The sequence below is a fragment of the Streptomyces sp. R-07 genome, assembly GCF_049913175.1.
Taxonomy (GTDB): domain Bacteria; phylum Actinomycetota; class Actinomycetes; order Streptomycetales; family Streptomycetaceae; genus Streptomyces.
In genome coordinates, this window is record NZ_CP183978.1 from 2269546 (window position 1) to 2286447 (window position 16902).

The window sequence follows — 16902 nt, forward strand, 5'->3', positions numbered from 1 at the left end:
CGTCCCGTACGCGGCCGTTCTAGAACGCGTTCTAGGTCGGTGGACCCCATGTATAGCCGAGGCCGAGGGAGTTGTGAACCCTCCTGACGGCATGTCAGAAATGGTCCTGGGCACGGCACCCGGGACATTTGTCACGGCCAGGTCCGTACATCCACGCCTGCCGGTCCCTGGCCCCCGATCCGTAGCGTCGTCCCCATGAAGAACGAGACAGCGGTCGCCTTCACCGGAGTCACCCGGTCCTTCGGACCGGTCCGCGCCGTGGACGGCATCGACCTCACCATCCGCCGCGGCGAGACCGTCGCCCTGCTCGGCCGCAACGGCGCCGGCAAGTCCACCACCATCGGCCTGCTCCTCGGCCTCGACGAGCCCGACGGCGGTGAGGTGCGGCTCTTCGACGGCACCCCGGCCCGCGCCGTCGCGGCCGGCCGGACCGGCGCGATGCTCCAGGACGGCCGCCCGGTCCCCCGGGTCACCGTCCGCGAGCTCGTCACCTTCGTCGCCCGCACCTACCCGAAGCCCCTGCCGGTCGCCGAGGCCCTCGCGCTCGCCGGCCTCACCGAACTCGCCGACCGCCGCGTCGACCGCCTCTCCGGCGGCCAGGTCCAGCGCGTCCGCTTCGCCGTCGCCCTCGCCGGCAACCCCGAACTGATCGTCCTCGACGAGCCCACCGCCGCCCTCGACGTCGAGGCCCGCGAGGCCTTCTGGGACTCGATGCGCGGCTACGCCCGGCGCGGCAACACCGTCCTGTTCTCCACCCACTACCTGGAGGAGGCCGACGCCCACGCCGACCGGATCGTCGTCATCGACTCCGGCCGCGTCCTCGCCGACGGCACCGGCGAGGAGCTCAAGCGCGCGGCCGGAGGCAGCCTCGTCGCCTTCGACCTGGCCGGCGACCCCAGCGAGGGCCTGCACCTGCTCCCCGGAGTGACCTCCGTCGAGATCCGCGGCGACCGCGCCCGGCTCCTCACCGGCGACTCCGACGCGACCGTCCGCGCGCTCGCCGAACGGAACGCGATCCGGGGCCTCGAGGTCGCCCCCGTATCCCTCAACGAAGCCTTCCTCGCCCTCACCGCGCACGCCCCCGCCGCGCACGCCCGCCCCCTGGAGACGACCCGATGATCACCGAGTGCGTACGCCTCGAAGTCCGCCGCACCCTGCGCGACACCGGCTTCGCCATCGGCAGCATCGCCGTCCCGGTGATGATGTACCTCCTCTTCACCAACCTCGGCGGCCAGAACCAAGAGGAATGGAAGACCGCCTCCATGGTCGGCATGGCGGCGTACGGAGCCCTCGGCGCCGCCCTGTCGATCGGCACGGGCGTCGCCGAGGACAAGTCGTCCGGCTGGCTGCGGCAGCTGCGGATCACACCGATGACCCCGCGTCAGGTCGTCACCGGCCGCGCCCTCACCGGCTCGGTGGTGGTGCTCCCGGCGATCGTCGGAGTCCTCCTCGCCGGCGGCCTCGTCAACGGCGTCCACCTGGCGGCCTGGCAGTGGGCCGTGGTCGCCCTCACCCTCTGGCTCGGCTCGCTCCCCTTCACCCTCCTCGGCATCGGCAACGGCTACCGGCTCACCGCCCAGACGACCGGGGTCGTGAACATCGCCTGCAACCTGGGCCTCGCGGTCCTCGGCGGCCTGTGGTTCCCGGTGAGCCTCTTCCCCGGCTGGCTGCGCTCCCTCTCCGAGTACACCCCGACCAACCGCTTCGCCGAGCTCGGCGTCTCGGTCGCCGACGGACACGCGCCGGGCACGGCGGCGCTCGCGGTCGTCGCCGTCTGGGCGGCACTGTTCGGCACGTACGCGGCGGTCTCGTACCGTCGTTCGGCGAGGACGATGTAGGGAGTGGACATGACGATCCGGCAGCGGTGGAGAGCGAGGGCGCACAAGCGCCACGACCGGGGGCCCAGCGGACTGAGCCTCCTCCCCTGGCTCCTGATGGGCCTGGGGGCGCTCTCCCACCTCCTCGGCGGCGAGGCGCCCAACCCCTGGCTCGGCGGCCTCGGGCTGCTCGCCTTCAACACGCTGTACATCGCCATCGTGTTCCGCGCCTTCGACCCGCGCACCCGGGAAGCCCCCCTGACCTGGGGACTCCTCGCCGGCCTCGGGGCGCTCACCTTCGGCCTGGCCATCGGCTACGGCCGGGAATGGCTGCTCCTCTTCCCGCTCCTGGGCCTCGGGGTCGGCGCCGTGGTGCGGCGCGGCAGGCTCCTGCCCGTGATCACGTTCCCGCTGGTCCTCGGGACCGGTGCGGTGACGTTCTGGCGGGACGGCTGGGATTCCCTCGGCATCGTGTACGGCACGTTCATCTCGGTCATGGTGACGGCGGCGATCCTCGCGCTCGACGAGACGGTGCGGCAGCTGCGGGCCACCCGGGAGGAGCTGGCCAGGACGGCCGTCGAGAAGGAGCGGCTGCGGTTCTCGCGCGACCTGCACGACCTGCTCGGCCACACCCTGTCCGTGATCGTCGTGAAGTCGGAGGTCGTCCGGCGGCTCGCCCCGCGCGACCTGGACGCGGCCCTCGCGCAGGTCGCGGACATCGAGTCGGTGGGGCGTCAGGCGCTGACCGAGATCAGGGAGGCGGTGACCGGCTACCGCGAGGGCAGTCTCGCCACCGAACTGGACCGGGCGCGCGACGCGCTCTCCACGGCCGGCATCGAACCGGTCGTCCGCCGCTCGGGCCCGCTCCTGGAGCCCCAGACGGAGGCCCTGCTGAGCTGGGTGGTGCGGGAGTCGGCGACGAACGCGGTACGGCACAGCGGCGCGACCCGCTGCGAGATCGACCTCTCGGGCTCCGCCGACCGGGTCCGCCTCACCGTCACGGACAACGGCCGCGGCCCGGCCGCCGGCACCCCGGGCAGCGGCCTGCGCGGCCTGCGCGAGCGGGTCGCCGCGGCAGGCGGCACTCTTGACTCGGGACCCGCTCCACGGCGCGGCTTCCGGGTCACCGCGGAACTCCCCGTGGAGACCTCCGTACAGCACCAGGGGGAGCCCACGGAATGATCAGACTTCTGCTCGCCGAGGACCAGGGCATGATGCGCGGGGCGCTGGCCCTGCTGCTCGGGATGGAGCCCGACATCGAGGTGGTCGCGCAGGTCGGACGGGGGGACGAGATCGTGGACGCGGCGCTGCTGTCCCGCCCCGACGTGGCCCTCCTCGACATCGAGCTGCCGGGCCGCTCGGGGCTCGACGCGGCGGCGGACCTGCGGGCCGAGGCCCCGGACTGCCGGGTGCTGATCCTCACGACCTTCGGCCGCCCCGGCTATCTGCGCCGGGCGATGGAGGCGGGTGCGGCGGGCTTCCTCGTGAAGGACGGTCCCGTGGAGGACCTGGCCGAGGCGGTCCGCCAGGTCCTGCGCGGCGAGACGGTCATCGACCCGGCCCTCGCGGCGGCGGCCCTCAGCGCGGGCCCGAACCCCCTGACGGGCCGTGAGCGGGACGCGCTTGCGGCCTCGGTGGACGGGGCGACGATCGCGGACATCGCCGCCACCCTCCACCTCTCGGAGTCCACCGTCCGCAACTACCTGTCGTCCGCGATCGGCAAGACGGGCACGCGGAACAGGATGGAAGCCGTGAGGGCTGCGCGGCGGCAGGGGTGGCTGTAGGCCGGGGGCGCTACAGGCCTTCGGACTGCGAGGCCGAGCGCTGGGCCTCGAAGTTCCTCAGGTAGGCGTCGAAGACCGACGTGTCCTGGTTGTCCTCGTACTTGAGCAGCGCCTCGTCGTTGTACCTGAGCGCCGTCTCCGTGTAGGTGTGGCTGCCGGTGAAGACGATCTTCTTGTTGACGCCGTTGAGGTACGTGCCCTCGATCAGCAGGTACTTCGTGTGGGAGTCGGTGCCGCCGCGGCCGTCGTTGTCGAGCTGGTGCAGGACGATGCGGCCCTTCCCGGTCGTCGGCTTCGTCAGCCAGTTGGCCACCTGCGAGGTGGGAACGCCGTCGGTCGGCCAGTTGTCGAGCGAACGGTAGACGATCTCGACGTGGCAGCCCGCCTGGGCGAGCTCCCACAGCTGCCGGGCCACCTCGGTGCGGGTGATGTGGCCCTGGGCGATGCGGATCTTCGTCCGGCCGTCCGTGGTGCCGAATCCCGGGCCGTTGCCCTGGCAGGGGGTCGCGGTGCCGGCCGGCGCCACGGTCTTGAGGATGTTGACCACCGTGTCGGAGGTGGCGCGGGGGAAGAAGTAGACCTTGGCCATGCCCGCCTGGGTGTCGTGCGCGTAGTCGGCGACCTGGGGCGTCTGTCCGATCGCCGCAGCGGCCTGGTCGGTGAAGTACGCGCCGTACGCGTCGAACAGGGTCTTGTTGTCCGCGACCGTCAGGGCGTCGTTCCACCAGGAGCTGAGGTCCTGGCCGGTGAGGTTGCCGGAGGACTGCACCACCACGTTGTCCACGGGGACGGTGCCCTTGCCCTTGGTGCGGGAGAACAGGAAGAACTTGTTGTGGTTGACGTTGTCGTACCAGCCGTCGGGGTCGCTCGCCGAGGTGCCCGGGTCCAGGGCCAGACAGGCTTCCTCGTTCTTGCAGCTCCGCACCCAGGAGTCGGTCGCCCCCGGCGCCGCCAGCTGGCTCTTCAGGCTGTCGGCCGCGGTGGACGTGCTGTCGTGGTCGAGGACGACCTGCACCGAGACGCCCCTGCGGTGGGCGGCGCCCAGCTTGTCGGCCAGGTACTGCGACTGGAACAGGTAGAGGGAGATCCGGACGGACGAGCCGGCCTCCGCGCCGTCGACGAGGTCGGCCAGGTGGAAGAGGATCCGGCCGCGGGCGGCCGCGTCCGTGCTCGACGGCTCGTTGAACACGGCACCGGTGGTCACCGCCAGGACCGGCTCCGCCGAGGCCGACGGGGCGATCGTCAGTGCCGCGCCCACGGCGAGGGCGGTCACGCCGGTTCTGAACTTGCTCTTGATCGATATCACTTGGGCATTCTCACCCACGGCGCTCCGTGGTCCTCGGCAGCCAGAGGGACATCAGGGCCGCCGCTCCGACCAGGATCGCCGCCGAGGTGCGGAAGGCCGTCGCGTAGCCCGGGACCAGGAGGGACGGGTCCGGGTCGCCGAAGGTGACGACCGTCGGGGTGGCCGCCGCGGCGATCGCGGAGAGGGTCGCGAGGCCGAGGGCGCCGCCCATCGTGCGGGAGGTGTTGACGAGGCCGGAGACCAGGCCCGCGTCGCCCGGGGCGGCGCTGGAGGTGGCGAGCGTGGCCAGCGGGGTGGTGGCCAGGCCGATGCCGCCCATCATCAGGATCCCGGGGCCCAGGATCGTCGTCAGGAAGCTGCCGTCGGCGGTCATCGTGGACTGCCAGGCGAACCCGAGGGCCCCGATGAGCGCGCCGATCACCGCGAGGTTCCGGGCGCCGACGGACGGCATCAGTCGCGGGGCCGACTTCGAGCCCAGGATGACGCTGAGGGAGCTCGGGACGAGCGCGAGGCCCGCCTGGAGCGGGCTGTAGCCGAGGACGCTCTGCGCGTACGACGTCATGAAGAACCACATGCCGAAGGAGCTCGAACCGCACAGCAGGATCCCCACGTTGGCCGCCGACACCGCCCGCGTACGGAACAGCTTCAGCGGCATCAGCGGGGCGACGGTGCGGGCCTCGACGGTCACGAAGACGGCGAGGAGCCCGAGGCCGCCGAGGAGCGTCAGGAGGGTCGCCGGATCGGTCCAGCCGGCCTCCTCCGTCTGGACGATGCCGTACGCGAGGGTCGCGAGGCCCGCGGTGACGAGGACGGCGCCCGGCAGGTCGAGGCGGCGGCCGGTGCCGGTGCGGCTCTCGCGGAGCCAGAGCACCGCGCCCGCCAGGACGAGGACGCCGATCGGGACGTTGATCAGGAGGACCCAGCGCCAGGAGAACAGGTCGACGAGGAGACCGCCGACGAAGCCGCCCGCCGCGCCGCCGGCCGCGCCCACCGCCGTCCATGTGGCGATGGCCCGGGTCCTGGCGGCTCCGGCGGCGACGGCGCCGGTGACCAGGGTCAGCGTCGCCGGGGAGAGGACGGCCGCGCCGAGGCCCTGGACCGCGCGGCCCGCGACGAGCTGCCAGCCCTCCTGGGCGAGGCCGCCCGCGACCGAGGCGGCGGTGAAGAGACCGAGCCCGAGGAGGAACATCGCCTTGCGCCCGTAGAGGTCGGCGGCCCGCCCGCCGAGCAGCATGAACCCGGCGAAGGCGATCGCGTAGGCGCTGATCACCCACTGCAGGCCGGCCGCCGAGAGCCCGAGGTCGGCTCGCATCGACGGCAGCGCCACGTTCACGACGGAGACGTCGAGGACGACGAGGAACTGCCCCGCGCAGGCGGTCAGGACGACCGTCCAGGGGCGGGGCGGGCGTCGGGGCGTGGCGGGCGCGGCCGTGGTGGCGGAGTCGGTCTGCGGCATGGATGTCATGGTCGCAGACCGCTTCCACCCCGTACATGGGGCTTCCGTCCCAGTGCCTTGGCGGTTCGGACCTACGACTTCCGCAGCAGTGTCACCACCGCCGCGCCGCCGAGGCCGATGTTGTGCGCGAGTCCGACCCGCGCCCCCGCCACCTGGCGGGCCCCCGCCTCGCCCCGCAGCTGCCAGACCAGTTCGGCGGCCTGGGCGAGGCCGGTCGCGCCGAGCGGGTGGCCCTTGGAGATGAGGCCGCCGGAGGGGTTCACGACCCAGCGCCCGCCGTACGTGGTGGCGCCGGACTCGACGAGCTTGCCGGAGGCGCCGTCCTCGCACATGCCGAGCGCCTCGTAGGTGAGGAGTTCGTTGACGGAGAAGCAGTCGTGGAGTTCGACGACGTCGACGTCCTCGATGCCGAGCCCGGAGCGTTCGTACACCAGGCGGGCGGCGGCCCGGGACATCGGGCGGCCGACGGCGTCGATGCAGGAGCCGGAGGCGAAGGAGTCCTCGGTGTCGGTGGTCATCGCCTGGCCGGCGATCTCCACGGCCCGGTCCTGGAGGCCGTGTTCGGCGACGAAACGTTCCGACACGACGAGGGCGGCGGCCGCGCCGTCGGAGGTGGGCGAGCACTGGAGCTTGGTCAGCGGCCGGTGGACGGTCTTCGCGGCGAGGATCTCGTCGACGGTGTAGACGTCCTGGAACTGGGCGTTCGGGTTGTTCGCGGAGTGCTGGTGGTTCTTGGCGCCGACGGCCGCGAGCTGCACCTCGGTCGTCCCGTACCGCTCCATGTGCTCGCGGGCCGCGTTGCCGAAGATCTGGGCGGTGGGCGGGGACATCTCGAAGCCGTGGGCGGCGGCCATGATGCCGTAGTGCCGGGCGACGGGAGAGGTCGCGCCCCCGACATCAGCGGCTCCGCCGCGGGCTCCGGCGCCCGAACCGCCGCCGAGCGAACCCCGGCTCATCTTCTCGAAGCCGAGGGCGAGGACGCAGTCGGCGACTCCGCCCTCGACGAACTGCCGGGCGGTCATGAGCGCGGTGGAGCCGGTCGCGCAGTTGTTGTTGAGGTTGTAGACGGGGATGCCGCTGAGCCCGAGCTCGTAGACGGCGCGCTGGCCCGCGGTGGAGGCCTGGAAGCAGTAGCCGACGGCGGCCTGCTCCACGCGCGCGTAGGGGACGCCCGCGTCGGCGAGGGCGGCGGTCCCCGCCTCCCGGGCCATGTCCCAGTACTGCCAGTCCCGGGTCTCGGGCTTCTCGAACTTCGTCATCCCGACGCCGACGACGTACGCCTTCATCATCGTGCCCTCTCAGTCCCTGGGGAGGCCGAGCAGGCGCTCGGCGACGACATTGAGCTGTACCTGGGTGGTGCCGCCCGCGATGGTGAGGCAGCGGGACATGAGCAGTCCGTGGACGGCCCGTTCGCCGGGACCCTCGCGGACGGCGCCTTCGGGGCCGAGGAGTTCGAGGGTGAGTTCGGCGAGTCTCTGCTGGTGGAGGGTCTGGACGAGCTTGCGGACGCTGGCGCCCGCGCCGGGTTCGAGACCGGACACCTGGAGCAGGGTGGTGCGCAGGCCGATGCACGCGAGCGCGTGCGCCTCGGCGAGCAGCGCCCCGATCCGTACGCGTACGGAGCTGTCGGCCCGGTCCGCCCGGGCGATGACGGCTTCGAGGCCGGTGTCGAAGGCGACCTGGTCGGCCATGTGGACGCGTTCGTTGCCGAGGGTGTTGCGGGCGACCCGCCAGCCGCCGTTCACCTCGCCGACGACGGCGTCGGCGGGGAGGATCGCGTCGTCGAACCAGACCTCGTTGAAGAGGGAGTCCCCGGTGATCTCCTTGAGCGGCCGGACGTCGATCCCGGGGGTGTTCCGCATGTCGACGAGGAAGTAGGTGAGCCCCTGGTGCTTGGGGGCGGTGGGGTCGGTACGGGCGAGCAGGATGCCGTGGTGGGCCCACTGGGCGGCGCTCGTCCACACCTTCTGTCCGTTGATCCGCCAGCGCCCGTCCTCGGTGCGTTCGGCGCGGGTGCGGAGGGAGGCGAGGTCGGAGCCGGCGCCGGGCTCGGAGAAGAGCTGGCACCAGAGGCGTTCGCCGCGCAGGGTCGGGCCGAGGTGCTCGGCCTGCTGCTCGGGGGTGCCGTGGGCGAGGAGCGAGGGGACGACCCAGGTGGCGATGCCGAGCCCGGAGACGGTGATCCCGGCCTCGTCCAGCTCCCGCTGGACGGCGAGCTGCTGGAGGGGGCCCGCGCCGAGTCCGTACGGCTCCGGGAGGTGCGGGGCCGCGTAGCCGGTGGGGGCGAGGGTGCGGCGGGCGGCCGCCGGGTCGAGTCCGGCGGCGGGGGCGACGGCCTCGCGGGCCTCGCGCCGGTACGCGTCGGCCTCGGGCGGCAGGTCGAGGCGGAGGCCGCGCCGGACGCCGGCGGCGGCGTGCCGGAGGGCGGCGAGCCGGTGGTGGTCACCGGTGCCGAGGAGCTGGCGGGCGACGAGGGCGCGGCGGAGCAGCAGATGGGCGTCGTGCTCCCAGGTGAAGCCGGTGCCGCCGAGGATCTGGATGCAGTCCTTGGCGCAGGTGTACGCGGTGTCGAGGGCGGTGGCGGCGGCGAGCGCCGCGGTGAGGGAGCGGGCCTCGTCGTGGCCGGCGCGGGCGGCGTCCCAGGTGAGGGCGCGGGCCTGTTCGAGCCGGACGAGCATGTCGGCGCAGAGGTGCTTGACGCCCTGGAACTGTCCGATGGGCCGGCCGAACTGCTCGCGGGTGCGGGCGTGTTCGGCGGCGGTCTCGACGGCGCGGGCGGCGGTGCCGCAGGCGTCTGCGGCGAAGAGGACGGCGGCGCGGTCGTGGACGAGGGCGGTGACGGCGGCTGCGCCGGGAAGCATGTCGCCGGCCGCGCCGGAGGCGCTGCCGTCGGAGGCGCTGCCGTCGCGGGCCTCTTCGAGGGTGAGTGCGCGCGCGGCGGGGACGTGGGCGGCGCGGGCGGCGATCTCGGCGGTGGGCCGGGTGGGGTCGGCGCTCTCGTGGGGCCGGACGGCGAGGCCGTCGGTGTCGACGGCGAGCCAGACGGACCCGTCTGCGGTGGCGGCCCGGAGGAGCACCAGGTCGGCCTGGGCGCCGCCGAGGACGGGGGGCGCGGTGCCGTCGAGGAGGTAGCCGCTCGCGGTGCGGACGGCGGTGAGGGTGCCGGTGCCGCCGAGGGCGACGGCCCCGATCCGCTCCCCACGCGCGAGCGTGCCCGCCGATTCGGGCTGCCCGCACCGGTGGAGGAGCTCGGCGGCGAGTACGGAGGGCAGGTAGGGCCCGGGCAGCAGGGCCCGCGCCGCCTCCTCCACGACGACGGCGAGGTCCCCGAGGTCGCCGCCTCCGCCGCCGTACTCCTCGGGGAGGTGCAGTCCGAGGAGTCCTTGTTCGGCGGCGGCGTCCCAGTGGGCGGGGCGGCCGGTGGCGGTGTCGGGGACGTCCAGGTGCTTGCGGACTTCCTCGGGGGGTACGGCGCGGGTGAGCCAGCCCCGGACGGATCGGGCGAGCTCCCGCTGTTCGTGCGTGATGGCGATGCCCATGCGCCGCAGACTAGAACACGTTCCATTCTGACGGAAGGTCAGAAACGCGATCGAAAAAAACCTGCGCGGCGCAGAGGAATCGAGGTAGAGTCTCCTGTGTGGCACAGAGAATGCACCACACAGCAACTACCTCAGGGGGAACCATGCTCACCGTCGCCGTCACCGGAGCCACCGGAACCCAGGGCGGAGCCACCGCCCGCAGCCTGCTCGCCGCGGGCCACCGGGTGCGCGCCCTCACCCGCCGCCCCGCCTCTCCGGCCGCCGACACCCTGCGCGCCCTCGGCGCCGAGGTGCGGTACGCGGACCTCGACGACCGCTCCTCGCTCGACGCCGCCCTCGCGGACGCCGACTCCCTCTTCGCCGTCACCACCTTCGAGGCCGGGACCGAGGGCGAGATCCGGCAGGGCGGGAACCTCGTCGACTCGGCGGCGACCGCCCGCCTCGGACACGTCGTCCTCACCTCCGTCGCCCACGCCGACCGCGACACCGGCGTCCCGCACTACGAGAGCAAGCGGGTGATCGAGCACCACCTCCGCGCCTCCGGCACGCCCTGGACGGTGATCGGCCCCGCGGCGTTCATGGACAACTACGCCGGCGGCTGGACCGCCGAAGGACTGCGCGGGGGGACCTTCGCCTGGCCGATGCCGGCCGACCGCCCGCTCGCCCTCATCTCCTCCCGGGACATCGGCGCGTTCGCCGCGCTCGCCCTCGGGCGTCGCGAGGACTTCACGGGCCGGCGCATCGACATCGCCTCCGACGAGCGGACCCCCGGGGAGATGACCGGCATCCTCGCCGCCGCCCTCGACCGCCCGGTCTCCTTCCAGGAGGTCCCACTCGCCTCCGTGCGAACCCGGTCCACGGACCTGGCAGCGATGTTCTCGTACTTCACGACGACCGGTCTCGACGTCGATGTCGCCGGCCTGCGCCGCGAGTTCCCCGAGGTCGGCTGGCAGGGCTTCGACGACTGGGCCCGGACCCAGGACTGGACGGCGATACTGACGTCCGAGCCCGCGCCGGCTCACCACTGACCCGACCCCACCGACTTGCCCACCCCACCTGGAGATTCCCGCATGGAGCCCAAGGCCAAGCCCATCGGCTATCTGCTCAACCGCACCGACGAGGCGCTCACCCGCGTCATGGACGGAACGCTCGGGGAGTTCGGCCTCACCCGCGTCGCCTGGCAGGTCCTCAACGTCGTCAGGGACGGCGACGGCGCGACCGCCGACGCCGAGGTCCTCTCGACCCTCTCGGCCAACGCCGACGTCCCCACCCTGACCGCCGCGGTCGACACCGTCCTCGCCGGCGGCTGGGCGTCCCGCCCGGCCCCGGGGCGACTCGCCCTCACCCCCGACGGCGCCCGCCGCCTGACCGAGGTCGCGGCGCAGGTGGCGGCGTTCCGCACCCGGTCCGTCGAGGGCATCACGACGGACGAGTACCGCACCGCCGTCCGCGTCCTGGAGCGCATGATCGAGAACCTCGAAGGCCCCCGCCCCTGACAGGCGTTCGAGCACCTTGCACGCCTGGCTCGCCGACCGCCCGTTGTCAGTGGCACCTGCCACGCTTCCCGCAGACCTGACCGACGGAGAGAGTGAGCACGCCATGGGTACGTGGGACATCGGCCCCTTCGACAACGACACCGCCGCCGACTTCTCGTACCGGGTGGACGAAGCCCCGGAGGAGAAGCGGGCCGAGGTGCTACTCGCGGCCTTCCGTGAGGTGACCGCGACGGGCGAGGAGTACCTCGACTCGGACCTGGCGGTGGAGGCGATCGCCTCGGCGGCCCTGGTCGCGGCGCAGTGCCCGGGCGGCACCCCCGTCACCACTTCGTACGGCCCGAAGAAGCCGCTGCCGACGCTTCCGGAGGAATTGCGCCCGGAGGCCGTGGCGGCCCTGGACCGGGTCCTCACCGAGCCCTCCGAACTCCTCGAACTCTGGGAGGAGTCGGACGGCGAGGAGTGGAAGGCAGGCGTGGCCGAGCTCCGGACGATCCTCACGGGAGCGGGAGCCGAAGGGGGCGCGGGAGCGGGCGCGGGAGCGGGCGCGGGAGCGGGCACGGGCACGGGAGGGGGCACGGGCACGGGTGCGAGCTCGGCGGCCGGCGTCTGACGCTTCCGCTCGCCCGCCGTTACGCTCCCCTCATGTCGAGCTTCCGGGAGGACGAGCCCGCCGCGGCGGCCGGACGGTGGAGTGCGAAGGTCATCGAGCACCGGTGTACGGAGGGCGTCCCGCCGTACGAACGGGCCCGCGCCGCGGGCGAACCGCTCGCCCGCCGGGGCGAGATGGCCGTGCACGGCGCGGTCGGGAGGGTCACCCTGGCCGACGCCGACGGCCACACGCGCTGGACCCACGCCTGCGCCGGGGTCCCCAACGCCGCCCACGTCTCCGGCGACCGGGTCCTGGTCACGACCGACTCCCTGGAGTACACCCCGTGGGGGTTCCTCGGACCGGCGCTCCTCCTCGACCTCGCGGACGGACGTCTCGTCGCCGAGCTGCGGGGCGAGCGGGGCGCCGCGCGGGGCGGCGGTCGTTTCGTCCTGGGGCTCGAGGGTTACGGCCTGTTCGAGACGCGGGAGTACGACCGCGACGGCGCCGAGACCGACCACTGGCCCTCGTACGGCCACTACGTCGTCGGCACCGGCCTGCGCGTGGTCGAGGCCGACCGCCGGGTGCCGACCCGCGGCCGGGTCGTCCGGCTGCTGCCCGGCGGGACGATCACGCGCGGACCACGCCTGAGCGACCCCCAGCCGCCGAAGCCGGTGGTCCTCCCCGACGGCACCCTGCTGATCCTCGACGGCGGGCTGATCCGCACCGTGGGACGACAGCTCGACACCGGCGTCCTGGCCGACCTCGGCCCCGACGCCGGCTCCCGGGGCACACCGTCGCTGCGGTCCCTGCGGAGGGACGGCGAGCTGCTCGTGGCGACGGTCTCGGAGCAGCACCCGGCGGAACCGACCCGGTACACGGTGCGCACCTGGACCCTCCACCTCCGCACAACCGGCACCACCGGCACCACTGGCACCACCGGCACCACCTGAACGCCCGGGCGCGGGGCTCGTCCCGTGGAGACCGTGCCTGGACGCCGGGGACGGATGGACGGGTCGCCGGGAGGACGGTGTGGTTCGTGCGCGGTGCGTAGGGCACGATGGGCGCCCGTACCCGCGTACCCGCCAGTAGGAGTCACCATGTCCGTGCCCGCGCCCGAGATCCTTGCCGCCTTCGAGGCCGCGAAGGGCTTCATGCCCGTCGGGGAGGGGCTCGCCCTGTACGAGGCGGCCACCGAGGCGGCGAAGCTGGGGCTGCCGCTCCTGGAGGTCGGGACGTACTGCGGGCGGTCCACGATCCTGCTCGCCGACGTGGCCCGGCAGGCGGGCACGGTCGCGGTGACCGTGGACCACCACCGCGGCAGCGAGGAGCAGCAGCCGGGCTGGGAGTACCACGACGCGACCGTGGTCGACCCGGAGGTGGGCCTCATGGACACCCTGCCGACCTTCCGCCGGACCCTGCGCAAGGCGGGCCTGGAGGAGCACGTGATCGCCGTGGTCGGGCGCTCGCCGCAGGTCGCGAAGGTGTGGGGCGGGCAGCTCGGCCTCGTCTTCGTCGACGGCGGGCACACCGACGAGCACGCCACGAACGACTACGAGGGCTGGGCCCCCAAGGTCGCCCCCGGGGGCCTGCTCGTCATCCACGACGTCTTCCCGAACCCGGAGGACGGCGGTCAGGCGCCGTACCGGATCTACCTCCGCGCCCTGGAGTCGGGCGACTTCGAGGAGATCTCGGTCACGGACTCACTGCGGGTCCTGCGCCGCGTGGGCTAGTCGGCGGACGCGCGGACGGCGCCCGCCCGGCACCCTCCGAAGCGGTCAGAACAGTGAGGTCACGTACAGGCAGTTGGTGTAGCTGTAGCCCGGTTCGATCTTGGTGTTGCTCGACTTGGTGTCCCCCGCCGTCGAGGTGCCGGTGGCCGCCCGCTTCTGGAGGAAGTGGTAGTCGCCGGCGGGCAGCAGCAGGGTCGTCTTCGGGTACTTCGAGGACGGCCCCGAGCAGGCCTTGATCTTCGGGGAGTTCACGAGCAGCGGGGTCTTGTACTTCGTGCAGGTCCCGCACGCCTTGAGGGTGACCTTGCCGGTCATCGGGCCCGTGTAGAGCAGCTCGACCTCACCGGGGCCGTCGTTGCTCACCACCATGACCATGCGGCCGCCGCCGGGGACCTCCGCCGGAGGGAGGCTCCGGCCGGCCGCGGGCTCCTCCTCGGCGATCTCGGCGGCGATGGCGATCGAGCGGGCGTGGGCGGCCTGCGGGCTGTTCGGGTACGCCTTGGCGTAGTCGGTCATGGTCGTGGCCGCGGAGCTGAACTCCTTGTCCTTGAACTGGTCGGTCCCGCAGGCGAAGTCGCCCTTCTGGACCCCCGCCGCCGCTTCCTTCGACGCGCTTTCGAGGGACGGGTCCGGCATGTTGTCGAGCGAGGAGCGCAGCGCGCGCAGCTGCTCGGTGGCGTCGCAGGGCTCGGCGCCGGTGAGGGCGCTGGTCCGGGTCTTGATCGCGGCCCGGACGGCCGGTTCGACGCGGGTCGCCTGGGCCGACTTCGGGAAGGTGTCGAGGAGCGCGTTGAGGCTCTCGCTCGCCGGCGGATTCGCGGTCTGCACGCCGAGCGCGGCCGTCCCGCACTCGTACAGCGACTCGGCCAGCGGCTCGTCGGTCTTGGCGGGCCGGGATCCGAGCAGCTCCTTGTCCACGGTGGCCGGGAGCTCCCGCAGGTGCTTGAGCGGCGGTACGGCCTCGCAGTACCGCTTCTTCCCGTACGGCGCGGAGACCGTCTTGTAGTACGCGTCGAGGCGGTCGGGGACGAGCTTCCCGGCCCGCGAGCCCGCGTGCTTCGTGCCGAGGTCCTCGTACGTGTCGAGCGCCTTGCGGAACGTCGGCTCGGCCTTGTCGAAGGCGAGGCCGTCGGCGGACTTCACCAGCGTGTCCGCCGCCGCGAGGCGTTCGAGCAGCGCCTGCTCCTTCGCCTCGTCGCGGGCCGCCCCGTACGCGAGCGAACCGCCCGCGGGCACGGCGAGCAGCACGAGCGCGAGCGGCAGCGCCAGGCGGCGGAAGGAGGCGCCGACGCGGAGCGTGGAGCGCAGTCCGCGCCGGGCGCCGTCGGCGGCGACGGCGAGCAGGAAGACGCCGTAGCCGACGAGGAGGCCGAAGGGCACGCCGTCGACGTCGGCGGGGAGCGCGACCACGAGGAGGGCGGCGGTGGCGAGCCAGCAGAGCGCGGCGCCGATCCAGTTCCGCAGCAGGACGTAGCCGAGGCCGAGGCAGGAGAGGTTGAGGAGGCCGATCATGGCGGCCTGCGCCGGGTTCGCGTCGCCGGGGGGCTGCGCGGGCGGCTGGGCGCCGTACCCGGGGGGCGGGCCGTAGCCGGGCGGGCCGTACCCCGGCGGCGGGCCGAAGCCGGGCGGCGCGCCGGGCGGTGGCGGCGCGGTCCCGGATCCCGCCCAGCCGGGCGCGGTCGCGGGCCCGGGCGCGGCGGCGCCGGGCACGGCACCGGACGGTGCGGCGGCCGCGGACGGAACGGCCTCGGCCCCCGCACCGGCTCCCGCACCGGCCCCTGCGCCGGCCCCCGCACCGGGCGGCGGGCCGAAGGCGAGCGTGGGCGTTCCCGCGCCCGGGGCGGCGGCGGGATCCGCCGGAGCCGCAGCCGGTGCAGCCGGAACAGGAGCCGCCGGGGCCGCCGGCTTCGGAGCGGCCCAAGGCGGCTCGGACGCCCCGGCAGGCGCGCGCGAAGGCGCCCCGGCAGGCGCGCCCGGAGCCCCCTGACTCCCTTGGTCCGAGCCGCCGTCACCCGGAGGTCTGTCGTTCGGCTCGGGACGTGCGTCGTTCGGTTCTTCCCCCACCACGGTTCCCCCTCGTGGGTCCATGCGCGGTGACACCCCACCGTCGCCTCTTCCCACCTACCCTTCACGGTTCGCTCACACGCGTCCACCGTTCCGCGAAGCGGTGACGAACCTGCGACGTGACCGCTGCGGCGTTTCCCCCCGCACAGGGCCTAAAGTCGCGGGGTGCCGTACGACCACCGGAACACCGCCCGCCGTACCCTCGCCCTCGCTCTCGCCGCCACGGGCTGCTGCGCCGTGCTCGCCGGCTGCGCGAGCTCCCAGGCCTCACCACCGTCCGGGAAGGCCGGGAGCGCCCAGGAGAGCCGGACCGCGACCCAGGGCGAGAGCGGGACGCAGTCCCGGCCGCCGTTCGCCTCGGGACCGGCGGCCGGGCCCAGCCACTCGCCGGTTCCCGCCCGGGGAAGCGGCTCGCTCGCCGGACGGACCGTCGTGATCGACCCCGGCCACAACTCCGGTAACTTCCGCCATTCATCCGAAATCAACCAGAAGGTGAATATCGGGACGACCCGCAAGGAGTGCGACACCACCGGCACGTCCACGAACGCGGGCTACACCGAGGCCTCGTTCACCCTCGACGTCTCCCACCGGCTGCGGGACCTCCTCACCGCGCGCGGCGCCAAGGTCGTGTTCACCCATGACGGCGACCGCGCCTGGGGCCCGTGCATCGACGAGCGGGCCAGGACCGGCAACGCCGCCCGTGCCGACGCCGTCGTCTCCGTCCACGCGGACGGTTCGGCCGCCGGCCACCGCGGCTTCCATGTGATCCTGCCCGCGAAGGTCCGCGCGGGCTCCGCCGACACCGCGAAGATCGTCGCCCCTTCCCGCGTCCTCGGCGAGCGGATCGTGGACCGGTTCGCGCGCGCCACCGGAACCTCGCCCGCCAACTACATCGGTTCCGGTACGGGGTTGGACGTACGGGACGACCTGGGCGGCCTCAATCTCTCGACCGTCCCCAAGGTCTTCGTCGAATGCGGCAATATGCGTGATCCCAAGGACGCACAGCTGCTCACGTCGTCGACGTGGCGGCAGAAGGCGGCGCAGGGATTGGCGGACGGCATCGCCACCTACCTCGAGGGGTAGAACCGGCGGGCGATAGATTCGCTCCGTACGATGGGGCC

14 protein-coding genes and 1 pseudogene are annotated in these 16902 nt (G+C 73.5%); 10 read left to right on the forward strand and 5 right to left on the reverse strand.

Going from position 1 to position 16902, the window contains the following annotated elements; genetic code table 11:
• Positions 1-195 precede the first annotated feature (195 nt).
• Genes ACN9M0_RS10170 through ACN9M0_RS10185 form a run of 4 tightly spaced genes read left to right on the forward strand, consistent with a single transcriptional unit; the run spans position 196 to position 3601 of the window.
• Entirely contained in the window at positions 196-1119 is a 924-nt protein-coding gene (locus ACN9M0_RS10170; protein ID WP_366037965.1) for an ABC transporter ATP-binding protein, read from the forward strand.
• Entirely contained in the window at positions 1116-1838 is a 723-nt protein-coding gene (locus tag ACN9M0_RS10175; protein ID WP_426403463.1) for an ABC transporter permease, read from the forward strand. Before ACN9M0_RS10170 ends, ACN9M0_RS10175 begins: the two co-directional genes overlap by 4 nt.
• Positions 1839-1847: 9 nt before the next feature.
• Positions 1848-2999 (forward strand): sensor histidine kinase, encoded by a 1152-nt coding sequence (locus tag ACN9M0_RS10180; RefSeq protein ID WP_426403464.1) that lies wholly within the window; start codon positions 1848-1850, stop codon positions 2997-2999.
• On the forward strand, positions 2996-3601 hold the full coding sequence (locus ACN9M0_RS10185) for a response regulator transcription factor (protein ID WP_366037963.1): 606 nt from the start codon (positions 2996-2998) through the stop codon (positions 3599-3601). The genes ACN9M0_RS10180 and ACN9M0_RS10185 overlap by 4 nt, the downstream gene beginning before the upstream one ends.
• Positions 3602-3611: 10 nt before the next feature.
• Here ACN9M0_RS10185 and ACN9M0_RS10190 read toward each other — a convergent pair whose 3' ends face one another.
• The 4 genes from ACN9M0_RS10190 to ACN9M0_RS10205 all read right to left on the reverse strand — a co-directional run bounded on the left by ACN9M0_RS10190 (position 3612) and on the right by ACN9M0_RS10205 (position 9902).
• Complete coding sequence (locus ACN9M0_RS10190) at positions 3612-4907, reverse strand: phospholipase D-like domain-containing protein (protein WP_366037962.1); 1296 nt, start codon at positions 4905-4907, stop codon at positions 3612-3614.
• Between the two features lie 10 nt (positions 4908-4917).
• Entirely contained in the window at positions 4918-6372 is a 1455-nt protein-coding gene (locus ACN9M0_RS10195; protein WP_426403465.1) for an MFS transporter, read from the reverse strand.
• 62 nt (positions 6373-6434) lie between these two features.
• Positions 6435-7649, reverse strand: coding sequence for a lipid-transfer protein (locus ACN9M0_RS10200; protein WP_366038081.1), 1215 nt, complete (start codon positions 7647-7649; stop codon positions 6435-6437).
• A gap of 12 nt (positions 7650-7661) precedes the next feature.
• Positions 7662-9902, reverse strand: coding sequence for an acyl-CoA dehydrogenase (locus tag ACN9M0_RS10205; RefSeq protein WP_426403466.1), 2241 nt, complete (start codon positions 9900-9902; stop codon positions 7662-7664).
• 143 nt (positions 9903-10045) lie between these two features.
• On the opposite strand from ACN9M0_RS10205, the gene ACN9M0_RS10210 reads away from it, so the two are divergent.
• The 5 genes and pseudogenes from ACN9M0_RS10210 to ACN9M0_RS10230 all read left to right on the forward strand — a co-directional run bounded on the left by ACN9M0_RS10210 (position 10046) and on the right by ACN9M0_RS10230 (position 13717).
• Positions 10046-10930 (forward strand): NmrA/HSCARG family protein, encoded by an 885-nt coding sequence (locus ACN9M0_RS10210; protein WP_426403467.1) that lies wholly within the window; start codon positions 10046-10048, stop codon positions 10928-10930.
• A 42-nt stretch (positions 10931-10972) separates the two neighbouring features.
• Positions 10973-11398 (forward strand): MarR family winged helix-turn-helix transcriptional regulator, encoded by a 426-nt coding sequence (locus ACN9M0_RS10215; protein WP_366037958.1) that lies wholly within the window; start codon positions 10973-10975, stop codon positions 11396-11398.
• A 103-nt stretch (positions 11399-11501) separates the two neighbouring features.
• Positions 11502-11903: pseudogene (locus ACN9M0_RS10220) on the forward strand (DUF4259 domain-containing protein); the annotation flags it as partial.
• Positions 11904-12040: 137 nt separating this feature from the next.
• On the forward strand, positions 12041-12937 hold the full coding sequence (locus tag ACN9M0_RS10225; RefSeq protein ID WP_426403468.1) for a hypothetical protein: 897 nt from the start codon (positions 12041-12043) through the stop codon (positions 12935-12937).
• Positions 12938-13084: 147 nt separating this feature from the next.
• Positions 13085-13717, forward strand: a complete 633-nt coding sequence (locus ACN9M0_RS10230; RefSeq protein ID WP_366037955.1) for a class I SAM-dependent methyltransferase — start codon at positions 13085-13087, stop codon at positions 13715-13717.
• 45 nt (positions 13718-13762) lie between these two features.
• Here the strand turns inward: ACN9M0_RS10230 and ACN9M0_RS10235 are convergent, their stop codons facing one another.
• A complete protein-coding gene (locus ACN9M0_RS10235) occupies positions 13763-15427 on the reverse strand; it encodes a hypothetical protein (RefSeq protein ID WP_399701530.1) in 1665 nt (554 codons plus the stop codon).
• Between the two features lie 519 nt (positions 15428-15946).
• Between ACN9M0_RS10235 and ACN9M0_RS10240 the strand changes: the two genes are divergently transcribed.
• Positions 15947-16864, forward strand: a complete 918-nt coding sequence (locus ACN9M0_RS10240) for an N-acetylmuramoyl-L-alanine amidase (RefSeq protein WP_426403469.1) — start codon at positions 15947-15949, stop codon at positions 16862-16864.
• The last annotated feature ends 38 nt before the right edge of the window (positions 16865-16902 follow it).